Consider the following 17,055-nt stretch of genomic DNA (forward strand, 5'->3'; position numbering starts at 1 on the left):
ATCCATGTGAGCAAAGAATTCGCCCTGATTGACGCAATGCGCGCGCTGGCCACGCACCCTGCCGCGCGGGGACTTGCCGATGATTGCGCCGTTCTTGATTTCGGCGGCGAAGCACTGGTCGTGACGCATGACATGATGGTCGAGGGCGTCCATTGGCTGCCCGGCCAGGATATGGCTGACGTGGCGTGGAAACTGGTCGCCACCAACTTATCCGATCTTGCCGCCAAGGGCGCTGAACCGGTTGGCGTATTGCTCGGCTTTACCTTGGGCGATCAGGACGAGCGTTTCATCACAGGCCTTGCCGAAGCGCTCACAGCATTCGGCGTGCCCTTGCTCGGCGGCGATACGGTCAGCGCAAATGGCCCGCGCAGCCTTGGCCTCACAGCGCTGGGCCGCGCCACGCACCGCCCGCCGCCATCACGCGCAGGCGCAAGTCCGGGGGACAACCTCTGGCTCACCGGCCCTGTTGGCGCAGCCATGCTCGGCTTTGAAGCGCTGCGCGATCATTCCGGCGCAAATAGCGCCGCTTTCCGCCGCCCCATTCCGCGCCTCGCCCAAGGCCGCGCTCTCGCCCCGTTTGCCACCGCCATGATGGACGTTTCGGACGGCCTTTTGATTGACGCTGCGCGCATGGCTGATGCCAGCAATGTCACGTTCGCCATTGACAGCGCCGCCGTCCCGTTTCCTGCAAACCTGCCACCAGAGCGGCGCCATGATGCCATGCGTTGGGGCGATGATTACGAGCTTTTGCTAACCCTCCCCCCCGGTATTGCCCCCCCCTGCCCTGCCTTCTGCATCGGCCTTGCCAAGCCACGCACACCATCACCTGTTATCGTTGATGGTGCAGTGCCGCAGGGTTCGTTGGGTTATACACACAGTTAACTCCCGGTTGATCCAGGTCATGGAAAGGCTTGCGAGCCAGAAATAAAACTATAGCTTCCCGTCACCCGCGAACGACGGGGACCGGCCATTCGTGGCACCGGGTATAAAGGGGGATGCCAAAGTGAACCTAGTCGTATTATCGATTTTACTAGGGTTGCTGGCCATCGTGTATGGCTTTGTAACCAGCCGTCAGGTCTTGAATTCACCTGCCGGCAATGCTCGCATGCAAGAAATCGCCGCCGCCATTCAGGAAGGCGCGCAAGCCTATCTGAAGCGCCAATATACCACTATCGCCGTCGTCGGGGTCGTCGTCGCGGTGATCATTGCAGCTACGCTCGGGACCATCTCGGCGGTTGGCTTTGTCATAGGTTCGGTGCTTTCAGGCGTTGCGGGCTTCATCGGGATGAACATCTCGGTCCGCTCGAACGTTCGCACCGCTGCTGCTGCGCAAAGCGGCCTGCAACAGGGACTTACGCTGGCGTTCCGCGCAGGCGCAATCACCGGCATGCTGGTGGCTGGCCTTGCGCTACTCGCCATTGCTGTGTTCTATCACTACCTGACCGCTATCGCAGGCTACACCGTGGGCGGCGATGATCGTACGGTTGTCGATGGCCTCGTCGCGCTCGCATTCGGTGCTTCGCTCATCTCCATCTTCGCGCGTCTGGGTGGCGGCATCTTTACAAAGGCCGCTGACGTGGGCGCGGATCTTGTCGGCAAGGTCGAAGCCGGCATCCCCGAAGATGATCCACGCAACCCTGCGGTTATCGCCGATAACGTCGGCGATAACGTCGGCGATTGTGCCGGTATGGCGGCCGATCTGTTCGAAACCTATGTCGTCACCGTTGGTGCGACCATGGTGCTCACTGCGCTGCTCCTGAAGGGCCTTGGCGATGGCTTGGGCGCGATGATGGCATTGCCGCTGCTGATAGGCGGCGTGTGCATCGTCACTTCCATCATCGGCACGTATTTCGTCAAACTGGGCAGTTCGAACAACATCATGGGCGCGATGTACAAGGGCTTCCTTGTCACCGCCGTGCTGTCGGTCGGCGCCATCTGGTGGGCGATCAGCTATGCCTTGGGCAGCATGGAAACCGCCATGTCGTATACGGTCCTTGGCGATACGGTGACGTTTAACGGGCGCACGCTGTTCTATTGCTCGCTGGTCGGCCTCGTCATCACTGGGCTGATCATCTGGATCACCGAATACTACACCAGCACCGCTTACCGTCCGGTCCGGTCCATCGCCAAGTCATCAGAAACCGGCCACGGCACCAACGTGATCCAGGGCCTTGCCATCAGCCTTGAATCCACCGCCATGCCAACGCTGGTGATCTGCGCCGGCATCATCGGCGCGTATCAACTCGCTGGCCTCATCGGCATTGCCTATGCCGCCACAGCCATGCTCGCCTTGGCAGGCATGGTAGTCGCTCTCGATGCTTATGGTCCGGTAACGGACAACGCGGGCGGCATTGCCGAAATGGCGGGCCTCGATGATTCGGTCCGTGAAAAGACCGATGCCCTCGATGCCGTGGGCAACACCACCAAGGCTGTGACCAAGGGCTACGCCATCGGTTCGGCTGGCCTTGCTGCACTGGTGCTGTTTGCGGCCTACACCACTGACTTGCGCGAGTTCTTCCCGAACCTCGCAGTCAGCTTCAGCCTTGAAAACCCCTATGTCATCGTCGGGCTGCTGCTCGGCGCGCTCCTGCCGTACCTGTTCGGTGCGATGGGCATGACCGCTGTGGGACGCGCTGCGGGCGATGTGGTGATCGATGTGCGCAACCAGTTCCGCGAAAATCCGGGCATCATGGCTGGTACGTCCAAGCCCGATTATGCCCGCACCGTGGACCTTGTTACCAAAGCGGCGATCAAGGAAATGATCGTGCCATCGCTGCTGCCGGTGCTGGCGCCAATCGTTGTCTATTTCGTCATCGCGGCGGTTGCAGGTCAGGCCAACGGCTTTGCCGCCCTCGGCGCACTGTTGCTGGGCGTTATCGTCAGCGGCCTGTTTGTGGCCATCTCGATGACATCGGGCGGCGGCGCATGGGACAACGCCAAGAAGTACATCGAAGACGGCCACCACGGCGGAAAGGGCTCTGAAGCCCACAAAGCCGCCGTCACGGGCGATACCGTCGGTGATCCTTACAAGGACACCGCTGGCCCCGCCGTCAATCCGATGATCAAGATCACCAACATCGTCGCCTTGCTGTTGCTGGCGGCTTTGGCGGCCAACGCCGGGGTCTGATCCCGGCATAATACCCAATACGAAAACTACAGCGCCGTCCGGACCAATCCGGGCGGCGTAATTGTTTTGCAGGCGCGTTAACCGAGTTTTCGCGTATCCCCTGTAATCAGACACTTACCTTGAACGCTCCGCCATTCTCCCAGTTGCCCGCCACAACGGTTCTTGAGCCGATTGGAACACTGTGCGCAAAGGCCTCAAACTGGCGTGACTGGGCTGAACAAGAAGCACGGATGCGCTGGCAATCCCTTGCCGATGGCGCGGCCATGCCCAACCCCTTCTTCGAACCGTGGTACCTGCTCCCCGCGCTCGCGGCCTTCGATCCGCTGGGCCAAGTGCATCTGGGCCAAGTGCAGTTGTTCACTGTCGCAATTGGCGATCAACTGGTTGGTTTGCTTCCGTTGCATGTGGCTGCACGCTACGGCCGGTGGCGCTTGCCGCATCGTGCCACATGGATTCATGCCAACGCCTTCTTCGGCGCACCGCTTGTCCGCACGGGATACGAGGTAATATTCTGGCAGGCCTTGCTGGATTGGGCTGATAGCGCTTGTGGCAAAGCCCTGTTTCTCCATCTTCCGTCCATGCCGCTGGACCAACCGCTCACCCAAGCGCTGTTCGATCTCGCCAGCGCGGAAAACCGCACTGCGGCCTTGGTCATGCGCGAACAGCGCGCGCTGCTGCAATCCACTCTCGCGCCAGAAATCTATCTTGAACAAGCGCTTACCGCCAAAAAGCGCAAAGAATTGCGCCGCCAGCACGCCCGCTTGGCCGAACAAGGCGCACTGACATTCGCACGCAGCGAAACCGAACACGACATCGGCCCTTGGATCGATCAATTCCTGCGGCTCGAACACAGCGGCTGGAAGGGCAAGGCTGGCAGCGCCATGATCTGCGCGCCTGAAACCGAAGCTCTGTTTCGCACCTCGCTCGAACACGCTGCAGCCCTTGGCAAACTCGAACGGCTCACGCTTGCTCTTGACGATAAACCCATCGCGATGCGCGCCAATTTCCTCACCCCACCGGGCAGTTTTTCTTACAAAACTGCATTCGACGAAGCCTACGCCCGTTTCTCTCCCGGCGTTCTGCTTCAGCGCGAAAACCTTGCCCTGCTGGACCGGCAAAGCATCGCGTGGTGCGATAGCTGCGCCGCGCCAGATCATCCGATGATCGACAGCCTGTGGACCGAACGCCGCCCCATCGGGCGCATCTCCATCGCCATTGGCGGCAAGAACCGCCGCCGCATTTTCAACTTACTCAACGCTATCGAACTTAAACGCAATCCCATTGGACTGACGTTATGAACGACCACACGACCACATTCGCCCCATCCGTTGCACTCGATACGTTCGATGCAGCGTCGCGCGCCACCTTTGCCGCGTCCTATCCCGAAATCCCGCACAAGCTGGGCCACCAGCTGGGCGATCATCCCCTGATGCAACTGGATGCACTGGCACAAATGGCCGAGGCCCTTCCCCAAAACAGCGTCGAGTATAACCGCGCCGATCTGCCGCTTGGCCTCAATGGCGAAAAAGCGCCCGAAAACGGCATCGGCATTGGCGAAACCATCCGCAATATCGCCAAGACGGGCAGTTGGGCTGCACTCAAAAACATCGAGCAGGTCCCTGCCTACAACACCTTGCTCACCACGTTGCTGGAAGAGCTTCGGCCAGCCATAGAGGCAAAAACAGGGGCAATGTTAAAACCACAGGGGTTCATTTTTATAACCAGCCCAAATGGCGTTACGCCCTATCATTTTGATCCTGAACACAACATCCTGCTGCAATTGATGGGCAGCAAAGTGATGACCATGTTCCCCGCAGGCGATGCCCGCTTTGCGCCTGATGAAACGCATGAAACCTATCACACCGGTGGCGGGCGTGACTTGTTCTGGCGCGATGATCTGGTTGCGGGTGGGCAGCCGTGGCCACTTGCCCCCGGCGAAGCGCTCTATGTGCCGGTCATGTCGCCGCACTTTGTCAAGAACGGCCCTGCCCCTTCCGTCTCGCTGTCTATCACATGGCGCTCCGAATGGAGCTTTGCCGAAGCGGACGCACGGGCTTTCAACAGCCTATTGCGCAAGGCCGGTCTTGTACCGCGCGCGCCCGGTCGTTGGCCCGCCACCAATCGTGCCAAAGCTTTTGGCTGGCGGCTCTATCGCAAAGTGATGTCTTCACGCTGATGCACACAGCGTTGACGAAAATGCCGCTCCGGTCCATCGCTTGGCGATGATTGAGAGCGAAAATCCTACCCGGCAAGAGCTTGTCCAACGCTTGCTTGACCTGTTGAATGTTAAAAACCAAGGCGCTGATCACTTCGAGGGCAGCCGCAAGATTGGCGGTGTCGGACGTGTTTTCGGCGGTCAGGTCATCGGCCAGGCGCTTGCCAGCGCTGAACGTACCGTTCCCGATGACCGCCCCGTCCACTCGCTCCATGCCTATTTCTTGCGCGGTGGCAGTGAAGATCACGTGATCGACTTCAAGGTTGAGCGCGATCTGGATGGCAGCAGCTTTTCCAACCGTCGCGTCGTTGCCAGCCAGCTTGGCAAACCCATCCTCAACATGGTCTTATCGTTCCACAAACGCGAAGAGGGCCTGCACCATGCCGAACCCATGCCACAGGTTCCCGGCCCCGAAGGCCTTGCCAGCGAAGCGGAATTGCATCGCCAGCACATCGACAAAGTGCCTACGGCGCATCGCAAGTTCATGCTCCAGCCCCGTCCGATCGAACTTCGTCCTGTCTGGCCACGCGCATGGATTGATGGCCAGCCGCAAGAACCCGTTGCCAGGACCTGGTTCCGATCAGTCGCGCCGTTGCCCGATGATCCGCGCATCCATCGCGCTGTCCTGGCCTATGCCAGCGACATGACCCTGCTTGGCACTGCGACCCAGCCCCATGCCGCAAGCATGCTCAAAGGCGAACTGATGGTCGTCAGCCTTGATCATGCCATCTGGTTCCATGATGATTTCCGCGCCGACGAATGGCTGCTCTACGCCTGCGACAGCCCGTGGGCTGGCCGGGCACGTGGCTATAATAGGGGCAGCATTTACACCGCGGGCGGAAAACTTGTTGCCAGTGTCACGCAAGAGGGCTTGATCCGCCCTGTAAAGCCCAACCAATGATCATGGTGCAGGACACGCCGCACCTTCAATGCGCGGCGTGGCAATCATCGTAAATACGACTTTGCCCAAAGCCGCCGCGCCGGGCCTATCGGCCAGATCGCGCGCCACTTTATCAAACCGCTGGCAATTTGCCGGATCGGTTGCCCCGCCGCCATAACGGTTGCCCATCCGCGTCGAATAGGCATCATAGGATCGCGGCTTATCTGAGAAGAACGCGCGCAAACGGCGGTCCGCCGCGGCAAAGGCCGGGCGGTGCACGTCCCGCATCGCCTCGTACCCCTCGGACATATCTGATCCTATGGCTTTGCAGCGCAAGTTCACGGTCATCATCATTGTGCTGAATTCATTCAGCCGGGCCGCCGTCAGCGTTGCCCTGTCAAGGCAGCCCGTCGCTTGTGCAGGAACTGACACGATCAGCCCCGCGATAACGGCACAGCTTGCCAGCGCTCTCATTGCGCGGCCGCAATCTGGCACGGCGTTACCGGCACTGCCATGATCGCCTGGAACTGCTGCACCATCGCAAGTTGGCGGTTATAGGCTTGTGCTGCCACTTGCTGAAACGCGCTCGCCTCATGTGCGATTACGTTCATCGGGGTGGGATCGCGGGCCAATTGCAGGCTGTCATAGACTTGCTGCAAACGCTGCATATGCGCCACCGCCGCAGCATTATTGGCCTGCGCTATTTCCATCACGGGCTTATAGCGTGTCTCATGAAAGTCATTGCGTTGTTCGGCTGAACAAAATGCCGTGGGAAGGGTCAAATCGGGCACATCGTTCATCACCGGACGCGCAGGCAAAGCAAAGCCTTGTGTGGCTGCCACTTGTAAAGTTGCCCCACCCACCTCTTGTGATTTTGCCAGTTCTTCCAGCAATGCGGTATCATCCATCGCGGGCAGTTCTTCTTTGGGCATGCGTGCAGCATCAGTGGCAACCCGCGAAACTATTGCCGATGGCGCAGGTACTGCGGCAACTACGGGCGCAGCAGCCATCACAGGAACCGGCAGGGACTGGCCACGAGTCACCACTACCGGCGCTTCAACCAGTGGTGCAGGCGGAATAGCCGCCGCACTTGCAGCAGGTGCGGTTGCAGCAGGAGCCGCTAAAACGGGTGGGGCACTTTTGCGCAGGTTGGCCACTTTCGCTTTGGCAAGCGCACTGAACGTCCCGGCGGGATATTGTTGCAAATAGGCTTCATACATCGTCGGATCGTCACTGCCCGTGACCGATTGCCAGAACGCTAGTTCAAATTGGGTGCCGACACCGTTGCCCGTCTGGGCCCAGGCAGGCGCGGCAAGGCACAATGCCAACGCCATTGCCCCGCCAAGATGTCCACGAATCCCCATTCCGCCACTTTCCATAGGCCGCACCCCCGTGCAGCTTTCAATCAATTGGCGCTACTTAAACACCAACTCCCTGAACGTGCTACAAACAGCAAAGGTTAGCGTGTCGGCAAGGACAAATTTCATATAAATCCAATAAGGTTCATTATGTGATCGCCCTCGGCTTGCCTTGTTGCTTTCATCACGCCGCGCCTAACCTGACGGATGGTAGAAATCATAAACCGTTTGCGCCACTGCCGCGCTTACACCGGGTGCGCGTTGCAAATCTTCAAGGCTGGCGGCGCGCACTTTGCCTGCAGTACCAAAATGCAAAAGCAGCGCCCGTTTGCGCGCCGGACCAATGCCCGCAATTTCATCAAGCGGGCTGGCGGTAATCGCGCGGCTGCGTTTCGCGCGGTGTGCGCCAATGGCAAAACGGTGAACTTCATCGCGCATCATCTGCAAATGGAACAGCACGGGCGAATTGACCGGCAGCATTTTCTCGCGCCCGTCGGGGAAATGGAAAACCTCGCGCCCATCACGGCCATGATGCGGCCCCTTGGCAATTGCCACCAGCGCCACATCCTCAATCCCAAGCTCGCCCAGAGCCTCCTTTACTGAAGACATCTGCCCTTTGCCGCCATCGATCAGAACCAGATCGGGCCACATGCCGTTCTCACGGTCAGGGTCATCTTCCTGCGCTTTTCCGAACCGCCGTGTCATCACTTCGCGCATCATCGCAAAGTCGTCATTGGTTTGCGCGGTCTTGATGTTCCACTTGCGATATTGCGCTTTTACAAAGCCTTCCGGCCCCGCCACGATCATCGCACCCAAGGCATTGGTGCCCTGAATGTGGCTGTTGTCGTAAACCTCTATCCGCTGCGGCACTTCGGGCAGTTCCAGAAATTCGGCCAGCTCACGCATTACTTTGGCCTTGGTCCCGCTTTCGGCCATGCGCCGTTCAAGCGCTTCGACTGCATTGCGCTGCGCCTGCTCCATCAGCCGCCGACGGTCCCCGCGCTGCGGCACCGAGATATCGACTTTACCGCCCGCTGCTTCGCACAGCGCCTCGGCCAGCAAATCCGCCTCGGGCAATTCGCGATCCACCAGTATCAAACGCGCGGGCGGCACTTCTTCGTAGAATTGCGCAAGGAAGCTGGTCATCACCTCTTCCTCGGCCAGCCCATCGGTATGCGTCGGGAAGAACGCGCGATGACCCCAGTTCTGCCCGCCGCGAATGAAGAACGCCTGCACCGCAACCTGCCCGCCCTTGGTTGCCATCGCGAACACATCGGCGTTGCCCACGCCCTCGGCGTTGATCGCCTGGCTGCCCTGAATGAACGTGGCGGCGCGTAACCGGTCGCGCATCATCGCAGCGCGTTCAAAGTCCAGATTCTCCGCCGCCGCCTGCATCTGGGCCTCGATCTCGCGCTGCACCGCGCTTGATTTGCCGCCCAGAAAATCCTTCGCCTGCCGCACCAGTTCGGCATAATCGCCTTCCGAAATCCGGTCGACGCAGGGCGCTGAACACCGCTTGATCTGGTAAAGCAAACAGGGCCGGTCGCGCCGCGACATGAAACCATCGTTGCAGCTGCGCAAAAGGAACAGCTTTTGCAGCGCATTGATCGTGGTGTTCACACTGCCCGCGCTGGCAAACGGCCCGTAATAATTGCCCTTGGCCTTGCGCGCACCGCGATGCTTTTGAATGCGCGGAAACGCATGGTCGGCACGCAAAAGGATAAACGGAAACGACTTATCATCGCGCAACAGCACGTTGTAGGGTGGGCGAAAGCGCTTGATCAGTTGCGCTTCCAACAGCAGCGCCTCGGCTTCGGAATTGGTCGTGATGATGGTCATCGACCGCGTCTGGCTGACCATGCGGCGCAACCGGTTGGTCAGCCGGTCCACTTGCGTATAATTCACCACACGGTTCTTAAGCGCCCGCGCCTTGCCCACATAAAGCACATCGCCGCGCGCATCGAGCATCCGGTAAACACCCGGTGTCGGCTTCAAAGTCTGCACCGTATCGCGGATAACCGATATGCCCTTGTCAATGTCGGGCTGGTCCGCACCGCGCACGGTTACAGACGCGCGATCCTCATGGAATCGTTCGGTATCGCGGTCAGGCGGGGTTTCGGGCTTGCGGGCCATAGTGCAACCGCAAATAGTCGCTCTGCCCCGCCACGCAATGGGTCAGAGGGGCATTTCCCCAGACCCTGTCATCAGCCGCTAAAACTGCTTGCGGAACTCCAGTTCGAACACCCGCCCGCGTGGATCGAGGAAGCCCGGATTATAGCGCAGCGGCACAGTGCCGGTATCGTCGGTTACCCGCTGCTGGGCATTGAACACGTTGTCCACCGACAAGGAAACGCGGCTTCCCTTCAAAAAAGGCACTTTCTCCACCAGCTTTGGCTTTCTGCCAAGATCGGCAAACAAGCGCACATCAAACGTGGCAATCGGGGCAAAGCGCAAACTGGTTGATCCCGGCGCACCACTGGCATCAATCCTTGAACCGCCGGTATAGCTACCGCTCGCCCGCAACCCGAACCCGCGATAAAACCCGCCGCCTTCCATTTCCAGCGAATGCCGCGCAACGCCGCTGTTGATGGCATCACCGTCCAGCAAATTCAGCACCGTGCCACCGGCTGCAAATTGCAATGATTGCTGGAAACGCACCGTGTGAAATACCGACAGGTTCCATCGACCGCGCCCGTCACCGCCAAATCCGCCCGGACCACCACGACCCATGCCGCCCATGCGCGGACCTCCGCCGCCAGCAGGCCGCCCGCCGCCCCCCGGACGTCCCGCGCCCGCCTGCGCAGCCGGATCAGCCTTGCCAAAATTGCCAGAAACATTCAGCCCATAGCGCAAACGCGATCCTTGCTCTTGCGCAAATGTAACGGCACTTTGGTCTACCGACACGATCCGTCCATCGGCATCGCGCACCACCCGCCCCGGAAACGCCGCTTCCACATCGGCCGTCAGCAGCGGAAAACCGTTTGACGTGTTGGTTGACCGGTTGCGGAAGTATTCTGCCACAAACGCCGAATCCTTCAAAAACGGCAGGGACCAGTTCAGCCCGAACTTCCAATCGCGCTGACGCTCTTTCACCAGATTGGGATTTCCGCCGCTGATCACTGTCGCCAGAACCGTCTCGCCGCGCGTGAAATCAAACAGCGCCACATTCTGCGTCACCGTCACGGGTCCGCCCAGTTGCAACAGCGTAGGCGCCTTATCCGCTGCCACATAACTGGCCGTCAGTGTTACAGATTCAAACGGCGCATACGTCAGCCCGCCACCCCAGTTATACAACGTGCCAAAATCTGAAAGCCGGTGCACTTCGGCATTGGCGTTAAACGACAAATCCCCAAGCCCCGCGCCAAAGCCCTCCTTGCGGCTGGTGATCGGTACATCGATGTTGAAGCCCACTTGCGCATCACCGCGCTTCAGGTTGACAGTGCCGGTCGCCGTGCGCGTATCGCTACTTTCGATGCCCGAATAATCGAACCCGGCCTTCACCGTCAGCCCCACTTCACCACCCGGCAAACGCAGTGGCCTGCCGCTGAATGTCGCAAGGCTCGACAGCGTGTCTGTCTTTGAAAGCGCCTTGTCGGCTGCCACGCCAAGGATTGCCTCGGCGGGCAATGCCCCCGTCGGGCTTAACAATCCCGCATTTACCAGCGTTTCCAGGCCCGTCAGATTTGCCCGGTTATCAATCGTGCTCTTCGTCTCGACGTGCCCGCCATCCGCCGTCAGCGCCAGCAACCAATCGCCCAACGGCTTGTTCAGCGCTGCGCCGGCCTGCACTGTGGTAGTGCGGCGGCGCGTCGTGATCGGCTGCGGCAAAATCGTCGTCCGCGTGAAATCGCCGAGCGTTACAGTGTTCAATCCGTTCAAATCGCGCGAGTCATCGCGCTGCACCTGGACATTTGCGCTAAACCCCGCGCCATCGCCCAGCGCCCGCGCAAGTGTAGCGTTCAATTCCGCCGACTTTGTATCCCCAATCAGCGTCCGGTAATCCGCTGCTCTGGGGTCACCCGCAACCAGCGCCCCGGCGCTTGGCTGCACAATCCCGCGCTCGCCTTCTGTCAAAGGGCTGGCATCCTGCAGCTTTGCGGTCACGTTAATTCGGTTGCCATCGGCAATCTTGGTCAGCGTAAACTCTTGTTCGAATTCCGAAAAGCCACCGCCGCTGGGAAAGCGCACTTCGGTATCGCTGCCATAACTGGTGAAGTTGTCCTGAAGGATGAAGTTCACCACGCGCTGGTCTGGCCGGTAACCGAATTTCAGCGCAACTTCCTCGGGCAGCACTTCCACCCGCTTGATCGCTTCTGGCGGAAACCCGCGCAATTCACGAAAGCCCGAAATGCGCATCCCGTTCAGCAACACAATCGGCATGCCGCCCCCGCGCCCGCGCCCCGATGATGTTTGGGGCGACAGCGCGGTCAGCAATTCCTGAATTGATCCCGCGCCGTAAGAAGCAATAGCCGCCTCATCCAGCACCGCGATCGGCGCCAGCGTCGTATCCACCTGTCCCTTGATCCGCGTCGCCACCACAAGGATTTGCCCCGGCTCGGCAAAGATCGGGTCGTCTTCCTCACCCGGTGGCATTTCTTGCGCTGCGTCATTATTGCCGGGCTGGACATCCTGCGCGACGGCCGGATTGAACGCTGAAAGGCAAATCGCCAGCGTTCCAATTGATGTCGCTGCTTTTACAATCACACTGCAAACCCTTGAAAATCATACTGCCACGCCCCGCGCAGCCTCGTTCACGCAAAGAGTGGCCAAGCGCCCCCTCGATAACAATGCGCAATTAGTATCAAGGTGTCGCATTGCAGCATGATGAATGACAACCTTCCCTTTCGCCATTTGCATGGGCCTGCCATCAAGTTATGGTTGAACTTGCCCCCCATGATCTGACAAAGGACCGCAACGCGCGCCGCCGCAATGGCTTTGGCAGCATAAGACGAAGGACGGCACCTCGCCCGAAATTACCGCACCTGATCTGGTTCTCGCCTCGGCCAGCCCGCGCCGCCTTGAATTGCTCGGGCGCTTGGGAATTACGCCTGCCCGCGTTGTCGCAACCGACATTGACGAATCCCCCCTCAAGGGCGAACGCGCGCGCGATCACGCCGTCCGCCTTGCTGCGGAAAAGGCGCGGGCCGCCGCCGCGCTTGCACCTGGTGCCATCATCCTTGCTGGTGATACCGTCGTCGGCGCAGGCGCGCGGATCCTGCCCAAGGCCGAGGACGAGGCCACTGCGCGTGAATGCCTCACCCTGCTTTCGGGTCGCCGCCACCGCGTTTACTCCGCCATCGCCGTGATCACGCCCGACGGCAAATTGCGCGAAGCCCTGTCCGAAACCATTCTGCGCTTCAAACGCCTCTCCCAAGCCGAGGTCGACGCCTATATCGCAGGCGGCGAATGGCAGGGCAAAGCCGGCGGCTATGCCATTCAGGGCAGCGCGGAAGGCTTCTGCAACTGGCTGTCGGGCAGCCATTCGGGCGTGATCGGTCTGCCCTTGTTCGAAACGCGTCGCCTCTTGATTGCTGCAGGTATCTATGTCCGCTGAATGGCTCTACGAAGCCGGCATTGCCGAAGAACGCGCGATCCTCGTGTCGCACGGAGACATTCTTTCCGCGCGCATCGAATGGGGCGATCCCATCCGCCCCGGCCTAATCGCGCAGGCCCGCCTCGTCAAACGCCTGCACGATGCCAAACGCGGCATTGTCCGTTTCGAAGACGGCACCGATGCGTTCATTGACCACCTCCCGCGCGATGCAACCGAAGGCGTCACCCTCACCGTTCGCGTCGTCCGCGCCGCCATTGCCGAAAGGGGCCGCACCAAGCTCCCCGTAACGCGCCCTGCTCCGGGTGAAACGCCAGCCCCTGCCCCTACCTTGCGTGAGGAAATCGAGGCCACAGGCGCCACCTTGCGCGCCCTGCCCGTCACCAGCACTGCCATGGCCGTGAATGGCTGGGATGATCTGGTTGAACAGGCCCTGACCGGCGAAATCCGGTTCGCAGGCGGCTCGATCATCATCAGCCCCACCCCTGCCATGACGCTGATCGATATTGATGGCACCCTGCCCCCGCTCAAACTTTCGCTCGAAGCTGTGCCGGTTATCGCCGATGCGTTGCACCGCCTCGATATCGGCGGTTCCATCGGCATCGATTTCCCCTCGCTTGCCGACAAGAAAGACCGCCAGCATGTGGACAAGGCGCTGGCCGACAGCCTGATCGACTGGACTGGTGAGCGCACCGCCATGAACGGCTTTGGCTTCGTTCACCTCGTCGCCCGCCTTGAACGCCCCTCGCTCGTCGCGCGCTTTGCCCGCCACCGCAGCGCGGCGGCTGCGCGCATTCTGTTGCGTGCCGCTGAACGCGTGGCAGAACCCGGCGCGCTGCTGCTCTGCGCACACCCTGCCGTTCTCGAAGCCATCCAACCCGAATGGGAGGCCGAACTCGCGCGCCGGACCGGCCGCACCATACGCCGCAAAGCCGACACAGCGCTCTCCCTTATCGGCAGCTACGCACAGGCCATCCCGCAATGAGCCACCAACCATGACAATTGACGCCACCCGCCCCATCCGCCGCTGCCCGATCTGCCGCAAGCCGCGCGTTGAAGAACACGCCCCGTTCTGCTCCACCCGCTGCCGTGACCGCGATCTGCTGCAATGGCTCGACGAAGGCTACGCCCTCCCCGGCCTTCCTGTAGAGATCGATCCCGAAGACTGACGGTAAATAAAATTTCCCGCACGAAATCCTTCACAGGGGGCTTGCCAACCCGCCCCCGCTTCGCCATAGGCGCGCTTCCAAATCGAAAGCGGCCCCCTGAACAAGGCGGCGCTCGAAGATGCCCGGGTAGCTCAGTTGGTAGAGCAGCGGATTGAAAATCCGCGTGTCGGCGGTTCGAATCCGTCCCCGGGCACCATTGGCCTGTTCGCCAACCCCCGCCAAAGCTTGAAAAAACCGCAGAAATCTGCCATTTATGGCGTCGGCTTTACCGCTGATGTTTGCCATTGTTCGCCTGCAATCGGGTGATTCTGGGGGCCATCTTGGGGGCCACTTCGAATTAGTCGAAAGGCGTGGCCCCCAATGGCACTGACAGACACCGCAATCCGCAATGCAAAGCCTCAAGCGAAGCCCTACAAGCTGACAGACGAAAAAGGCCTGTTCCTTTTGGTCCAGCCTTCAGGCGGCAAACTGTGGCGGTTCAAGTTTCGTGTCGATGGCCGCGACGAAGCGGGCGAGCCCAAGCGCGTTGAAAAGAAGGTGGGCTTTGGCACTTATCCCGAAGTGAACCTCAAGGAAGCGCGCCGCTTGCGCGATGAAGCCCGCGCCTCTCTGGCGGCTGGCATCGATCCTGCCGAAAAAAAGCGCCGCGATGCGCACACCGCCAAGATTAGCGCCGCCAATTCGTTCGAAGCGGTTGCCCGCGCCTATATCGACAAGTGCCAGCGTGAAGGCCGGTCTGAACGCACCACTGATAAGCAGGAATGGCTCCTGAAACTTCTGGCCCGAACCATAGGCCAGCGCCCTGTCGCGGAAATCCAGCCGTTCGAAATGCTGGAAGCCGTGCGCAAGTATGAAACTACCGGACGCACCGAAGCCGCCCACCGCGCATTGCAGTTTGCCAGCCAAGTGTTCCGCTTCGCCATCGCGAACCAGTTGGCTCCGTCAGACCCTACGCGCGATCTACGCGGCGCATTGACCAGCCACAAAGCAAAGCACCACGCCGCCATCCTTGAACCAAGGAAGGCGGGTGAACTCCTGCGCGCGATCAACGGCTATGACGGCCACCCTGTCACGCGCTTCGCCTTGCAACTGGCGGCGCTGGTCTTCGTGCGCCCCGGCGAACTGCGCTATGCCGAATGGTCGGAGTTCGATTTCGACGCGAAGGTCTGGCGCATTCCAGCCGAGAAGATGAAGGCGCGTTCCGAACACGTTGTGCCACTGTCGTGCCAAGCGCTGGCCGTGCTGGCAGAAGCACGCGATCTGACGGGTGATGGCCAGTATGTCTTCCCCTCGATCCGCACGCACCTTCGCCCGATGTCGGAGAACACCGTCAACGCCGCGCTTCGCCGTCTGGGCTATTCCAACGACGAAATGACCGGCCACGGCTTCCGCGCGATGGCCAGCACGTTGCTAAACGAATCGGGCAAGTGGTCGTCAGACGCCATCGAACGCGCACTGGCACACAAGGACAAGGACGCCGTGCGCGCCGCCTATCATCGCGGCCAGCACTGGCAGGAGCGTGTCGATATGGCGCAATGGTGGGCCGATTATCTCGATACCTTGCGGACTGGGGCGGAAGTTGTCCCCTTTCCTAGTGCGTCCAGACGCTAGACAGCACCGGAGTTAGACGGAATCATGCGATTGTGGACAAACTCGAACACTCGCAGATTCGCCTGCTACTCGAACATCTGACTGCTCAAGCCATATCCTCTTGCGGGACGAAGCAGAAGGAGATGCACGCCGAACACTCCTTCAAGAAAATAATCAGGAGCGGGGTTACCATAAAGCGCGCCGTAGAAATCTGTGAAGCTGAAGGACGGGCCTTCATTGCGGCGGCAGTCAAACATGTGGGTGAAGTTGCCAAAAGTCCTGACGCCTTCGACCAAATAGTTGGTAGTCTGACAGCCCAAACCCATAACTGGGATGCGCATGTGGCTGAAGCCGTTAGGATGGCCACCATGGGCGGACCGGAACGCTTCGGCAGTGCAAAAAATGCAGCAGACGAAATGCTGACCGACCTGAAGATGCGTATGTTCCGCGAACTTGAAATCGAACGCTTTTCGTTTGTCCGACCATTATCCCCGAAAACATCGGACACTGCGTCGCCACCCGCCACGTTGCTGACGGCACCGAAGAACAAAGGCGGCAAACCCCTTGCTGCGCATTGGGATGCAATGTGGGCTGACATCGCGGTGCAACTCTACGTTGGCGACTTGCAGCCGAAATCGCAGAAGCAAATCAAAGACGCGATGTTTGCGTGGTTCAATGCCAATGGCATAGATGCTGGCGATACCGCCGTAACTGACCGCGCCCGCCAACTTTGGCAGAAGATCGAAGCTGCGCAGTAGTTTCCGAACCTTTCCGAACCTTACCGCGCGATTCAAACCTGATTTCCGTCGAACTATTCCAGTGCCCGCTGGCACCCGCCAGCACATGCTGGAGCATAGATGATGGAACGCCTCGCATACTCAATCAAGGAAACCGGCCACGCGCTTAGCCTTGGCCGCACGACGATCAACGCGATGATCGCAGACGGGCGGCTGGAAGCGTTCAAGCTTGGCCGTCGCACGCTTATCAAGGCGGAATCTGTCCGCCGTCTGGTGATAGGGCAGGAGTAAGGCCGGTGCTTGCCCGCCGGGTAAATCCCTATCGGGTAAAACTGCACCGCAGTTACAGCGTGGCAGAGTTGGCGGATTGCCTTCAGGTGCACACGCACACCGTGCGCAACTGGCAGGGCAAAGGCCTGAAGCCGATT

15 protein-coding genes and 1 tRNA gene are annotated in these 17,055 nt (G+C 60.1%); 12 read left to right on the plus strand and 4 right to left on the minus strand.

All coding sequences use genetic code 11. From position 1 onward, the window contains the following. Positions 1 to 6 precede the first annotated feature (6 nt). The 5 genes from thiL to B7Y89_RS10825 all read left to right on the plus strand — a co-directional run bounded on the left by thiL (position 7) and on the right by B7Y89_RS10825 (position 6,243). Positions 7 to 882 (plus strand): thiamine-phosphate kinase, encoded by an 876-nt coding sequence (thiL, locus tag B7Y89_RS10805; RefSeq protein WP_292938428.1) that lies wholly within the window; start codon positions 7 to 9, stop codon positions 880 to 882. A 121-nt stretch (positions 883 to 1,003) separates the two neighbouring features. After that, positions 1,004 to 3,127 (plus strand): sodium-translocating pyrophosphatase, encoded by a 2,124-nt coding sequence (locus B7Y89_RS10810; protein WP_292938429.1) that lies wholly within the window; start codon positions 1,004 to 1,006, stop codon positions 3,125 to 3,127. Positions 3,128 to 3,357: 230 nt separating this feature from the next. Further along, on the plus strand, positions 3,358 to 4,425 hold the full coding sequence (locus tag B7Y89_RS10815) for a GNAT family N-acetyltransferase (RefSeq protein ID WP_292938430.1): 1,068 nt from the start codon (positions 3,358 to 3,360) through the stop codon (positions 4,423 to 4,425). Next, positions 4,422 to 5,303, plus strand: coding sequence for a transcriptional regulator (locus tag B7Y89_RS10820; protein WP_292938432.1), 882 nt, complete (start codon positions 4,422 to 4,424; stop codon positions 5,301 to 5,303). Before B7Y89_RS10815 ends, B7Y89_RS10820 begins: the two co-directional genes overlap by 4 nt. A 46-nt stretch (positions 5,304 to 5,349) precedes the next feature. Then, positions 5,350 to 6,243 (plus strand): acyl-CoA thioesterase II, encoded by an 894-nt coding sequence (locus B7Y89_RS10825; protein ID WP_292938434.1) that lies wholly within the window; start codon positions 5,350 to 5,352, stop codon positions 6,241 to 6,243. Here B7Y89_RS10825 and B7Y89_RS10830 read toward each other — a convergent pair whose 3' ends face one another. From B7Y89_RS10830 to B7Y89_RS10845, 4 genes are all read right to left on the minus strand, one after another. Then, positions 6,244 to 6,696, minus strand: coding sequence for a hypothetical protein (locus B7Y89_RS10830; protein ID WP_292938436.1), 453 nt, complete (start codon positions 6,694 to 6,696; stop codon positions 6,244 to 6,246). Continuing rightward, a complete protein-coding gene (locus tag B7Y89_RS10835) occupies positions 6,693 to 7,586 on the minus strand; it encodes a hypothetical protein (protein ID WP_292938437.1) in 894 nt (297 codons plus the stop codon). Before B7Y89_RS10835 ends, B7Y89_RS10830 begins: the two co-directional genes overlap by 4 nt. 189 nt (positions 7,587 to 7,775) lie before the next feature. Beyond that, positions 7,776 to 9,713: an excinuclease ABC subunit UvrC gene (uvrC, locus tag B7Y89_RS10840; RefSeq protein WP_292938439.1), complete on the minus strand. Its 1,938-nt coding sequence runs from the start codon at positions 9,711 to 9,713 to the stop codon at positions 7,776 to 7,778. A gap of 78 nt (positions 9,714 to 9,791) precedes the next feature. Next, positions 9,792 to 12,284, minus strand: a complete 2,493-nt coding sequence (locus B7Y89_RS10845; RefSeq protein ID WP_292938441.1) for a TonB-dependent receptor — start codon at positions 12,282 to 12,284, stop codon at positions 9,792 to 9,794. Between the two features lie 268 nt (positions 12,285 to 12,552). Here B7Y89_RS10845 and B7Y89_RS10850 point away from each other — a divergent pair, with 268 nt between their 5' ends. The 7 genes from B7Y89_RS10850 (at position 12,553) to B7Y89_RS10880 (ending at position 16,918) form a co-directional block, all read left to right on the plus strand. Beyond that, complete coding sequence (locus B7Y89_RS10850; protein WP_292938464.1) at positions 12,553 to 13,134, plus strand: Maf family nucleotide pyrophosphatase; 582 nt, start codon at positions 12,553 to 12,555, stop codon at positions 13,132 to 13,134. Continuing rightward, positions 13,124 to 14,116 carry a ribonuclease E/G gene (locus B7Y89_RS10855; RefSeq protein WP_292938443.1) on the plus strand — a complete coding sequence of 331 codons (993 nt, stop codon included), beginning with the start codon at positions 13,124 to 13,126 and terminating at the stop codon, positions 14,114 to 14,116. The genes B7Y89_RS10850 and B7Y89_RS10855 overlap by 11 nt, the downstream gene beginning before the upstream one ends. Before the next feature lie 10 nt (positions 14,117 to 14,126). Beyond that, entirely contained in the window at positions 14,127 to 14,300 is a 174-nt protein-coding gene (gene yacG / locus B7Y89_RS10860) for a DNA gyrase inhibitor YacG (protein ID WP_292938445.1), read from the plus strand. A gap of 120 nt (positions 14,301 to 14,420) precedes the next feature. Then, positions 14,421 to 14,496, plus strand: a tRNA-Phe gene (locus B7Y89_RS10865). A gap of 164 nt (positions 14,497 to 14,660) precedes the next feature. Next, on the plus strand, positions 14,661 to 15,911 hold the full coding sequence (locus tag B7Y89_RS10870; protein WP_292938446.1) for an integrase arm-type DNA-binding domain-containing protein: 1,251 nt from the start codon (positions 14,661 to 14,663) through the stop codon (positions 15,909 to 15,911). A 32-nt stretch (positions 15,912 to 15,943) separates the two neighbouring features. Beyond that, positions 15,944 to 16,648, plus strand: a complete 705-nt coding sequence (locus tag B7Y89_RS10875; protein ID WP_292938448.1) for a hypothetical protein — start codon at positions 15,944 to 15,946, stop codon at positions 16,646 to 16,648. A 99-nt stretch (positions 16,649 to 16,747) separates the two neighbouring features. Beyond that, complete coding sequence (locus B7Y89_RS10880; protein ID WP_292938450.1) at positions 16,748 to 16,918, plus strand: helix-turn-helix domain-containing protein; 171 nt, start codon at positions 16,748 to 16,750, stop codon at positions 16,916 to 16,918. Positions 16,919 to 17,055: the final 137 nt, after the last annotated feature.

It is taken from the genome of Novosphingobium sp. 32-60-15, from assembly GCF_002280675.1.
Classification (GTDB): domain Bacteria; phylum Pseudomonadota; class Alphaproteobacteria; order Sphingomonadales; family Sphingomonadaceae; genus Novosphingobium.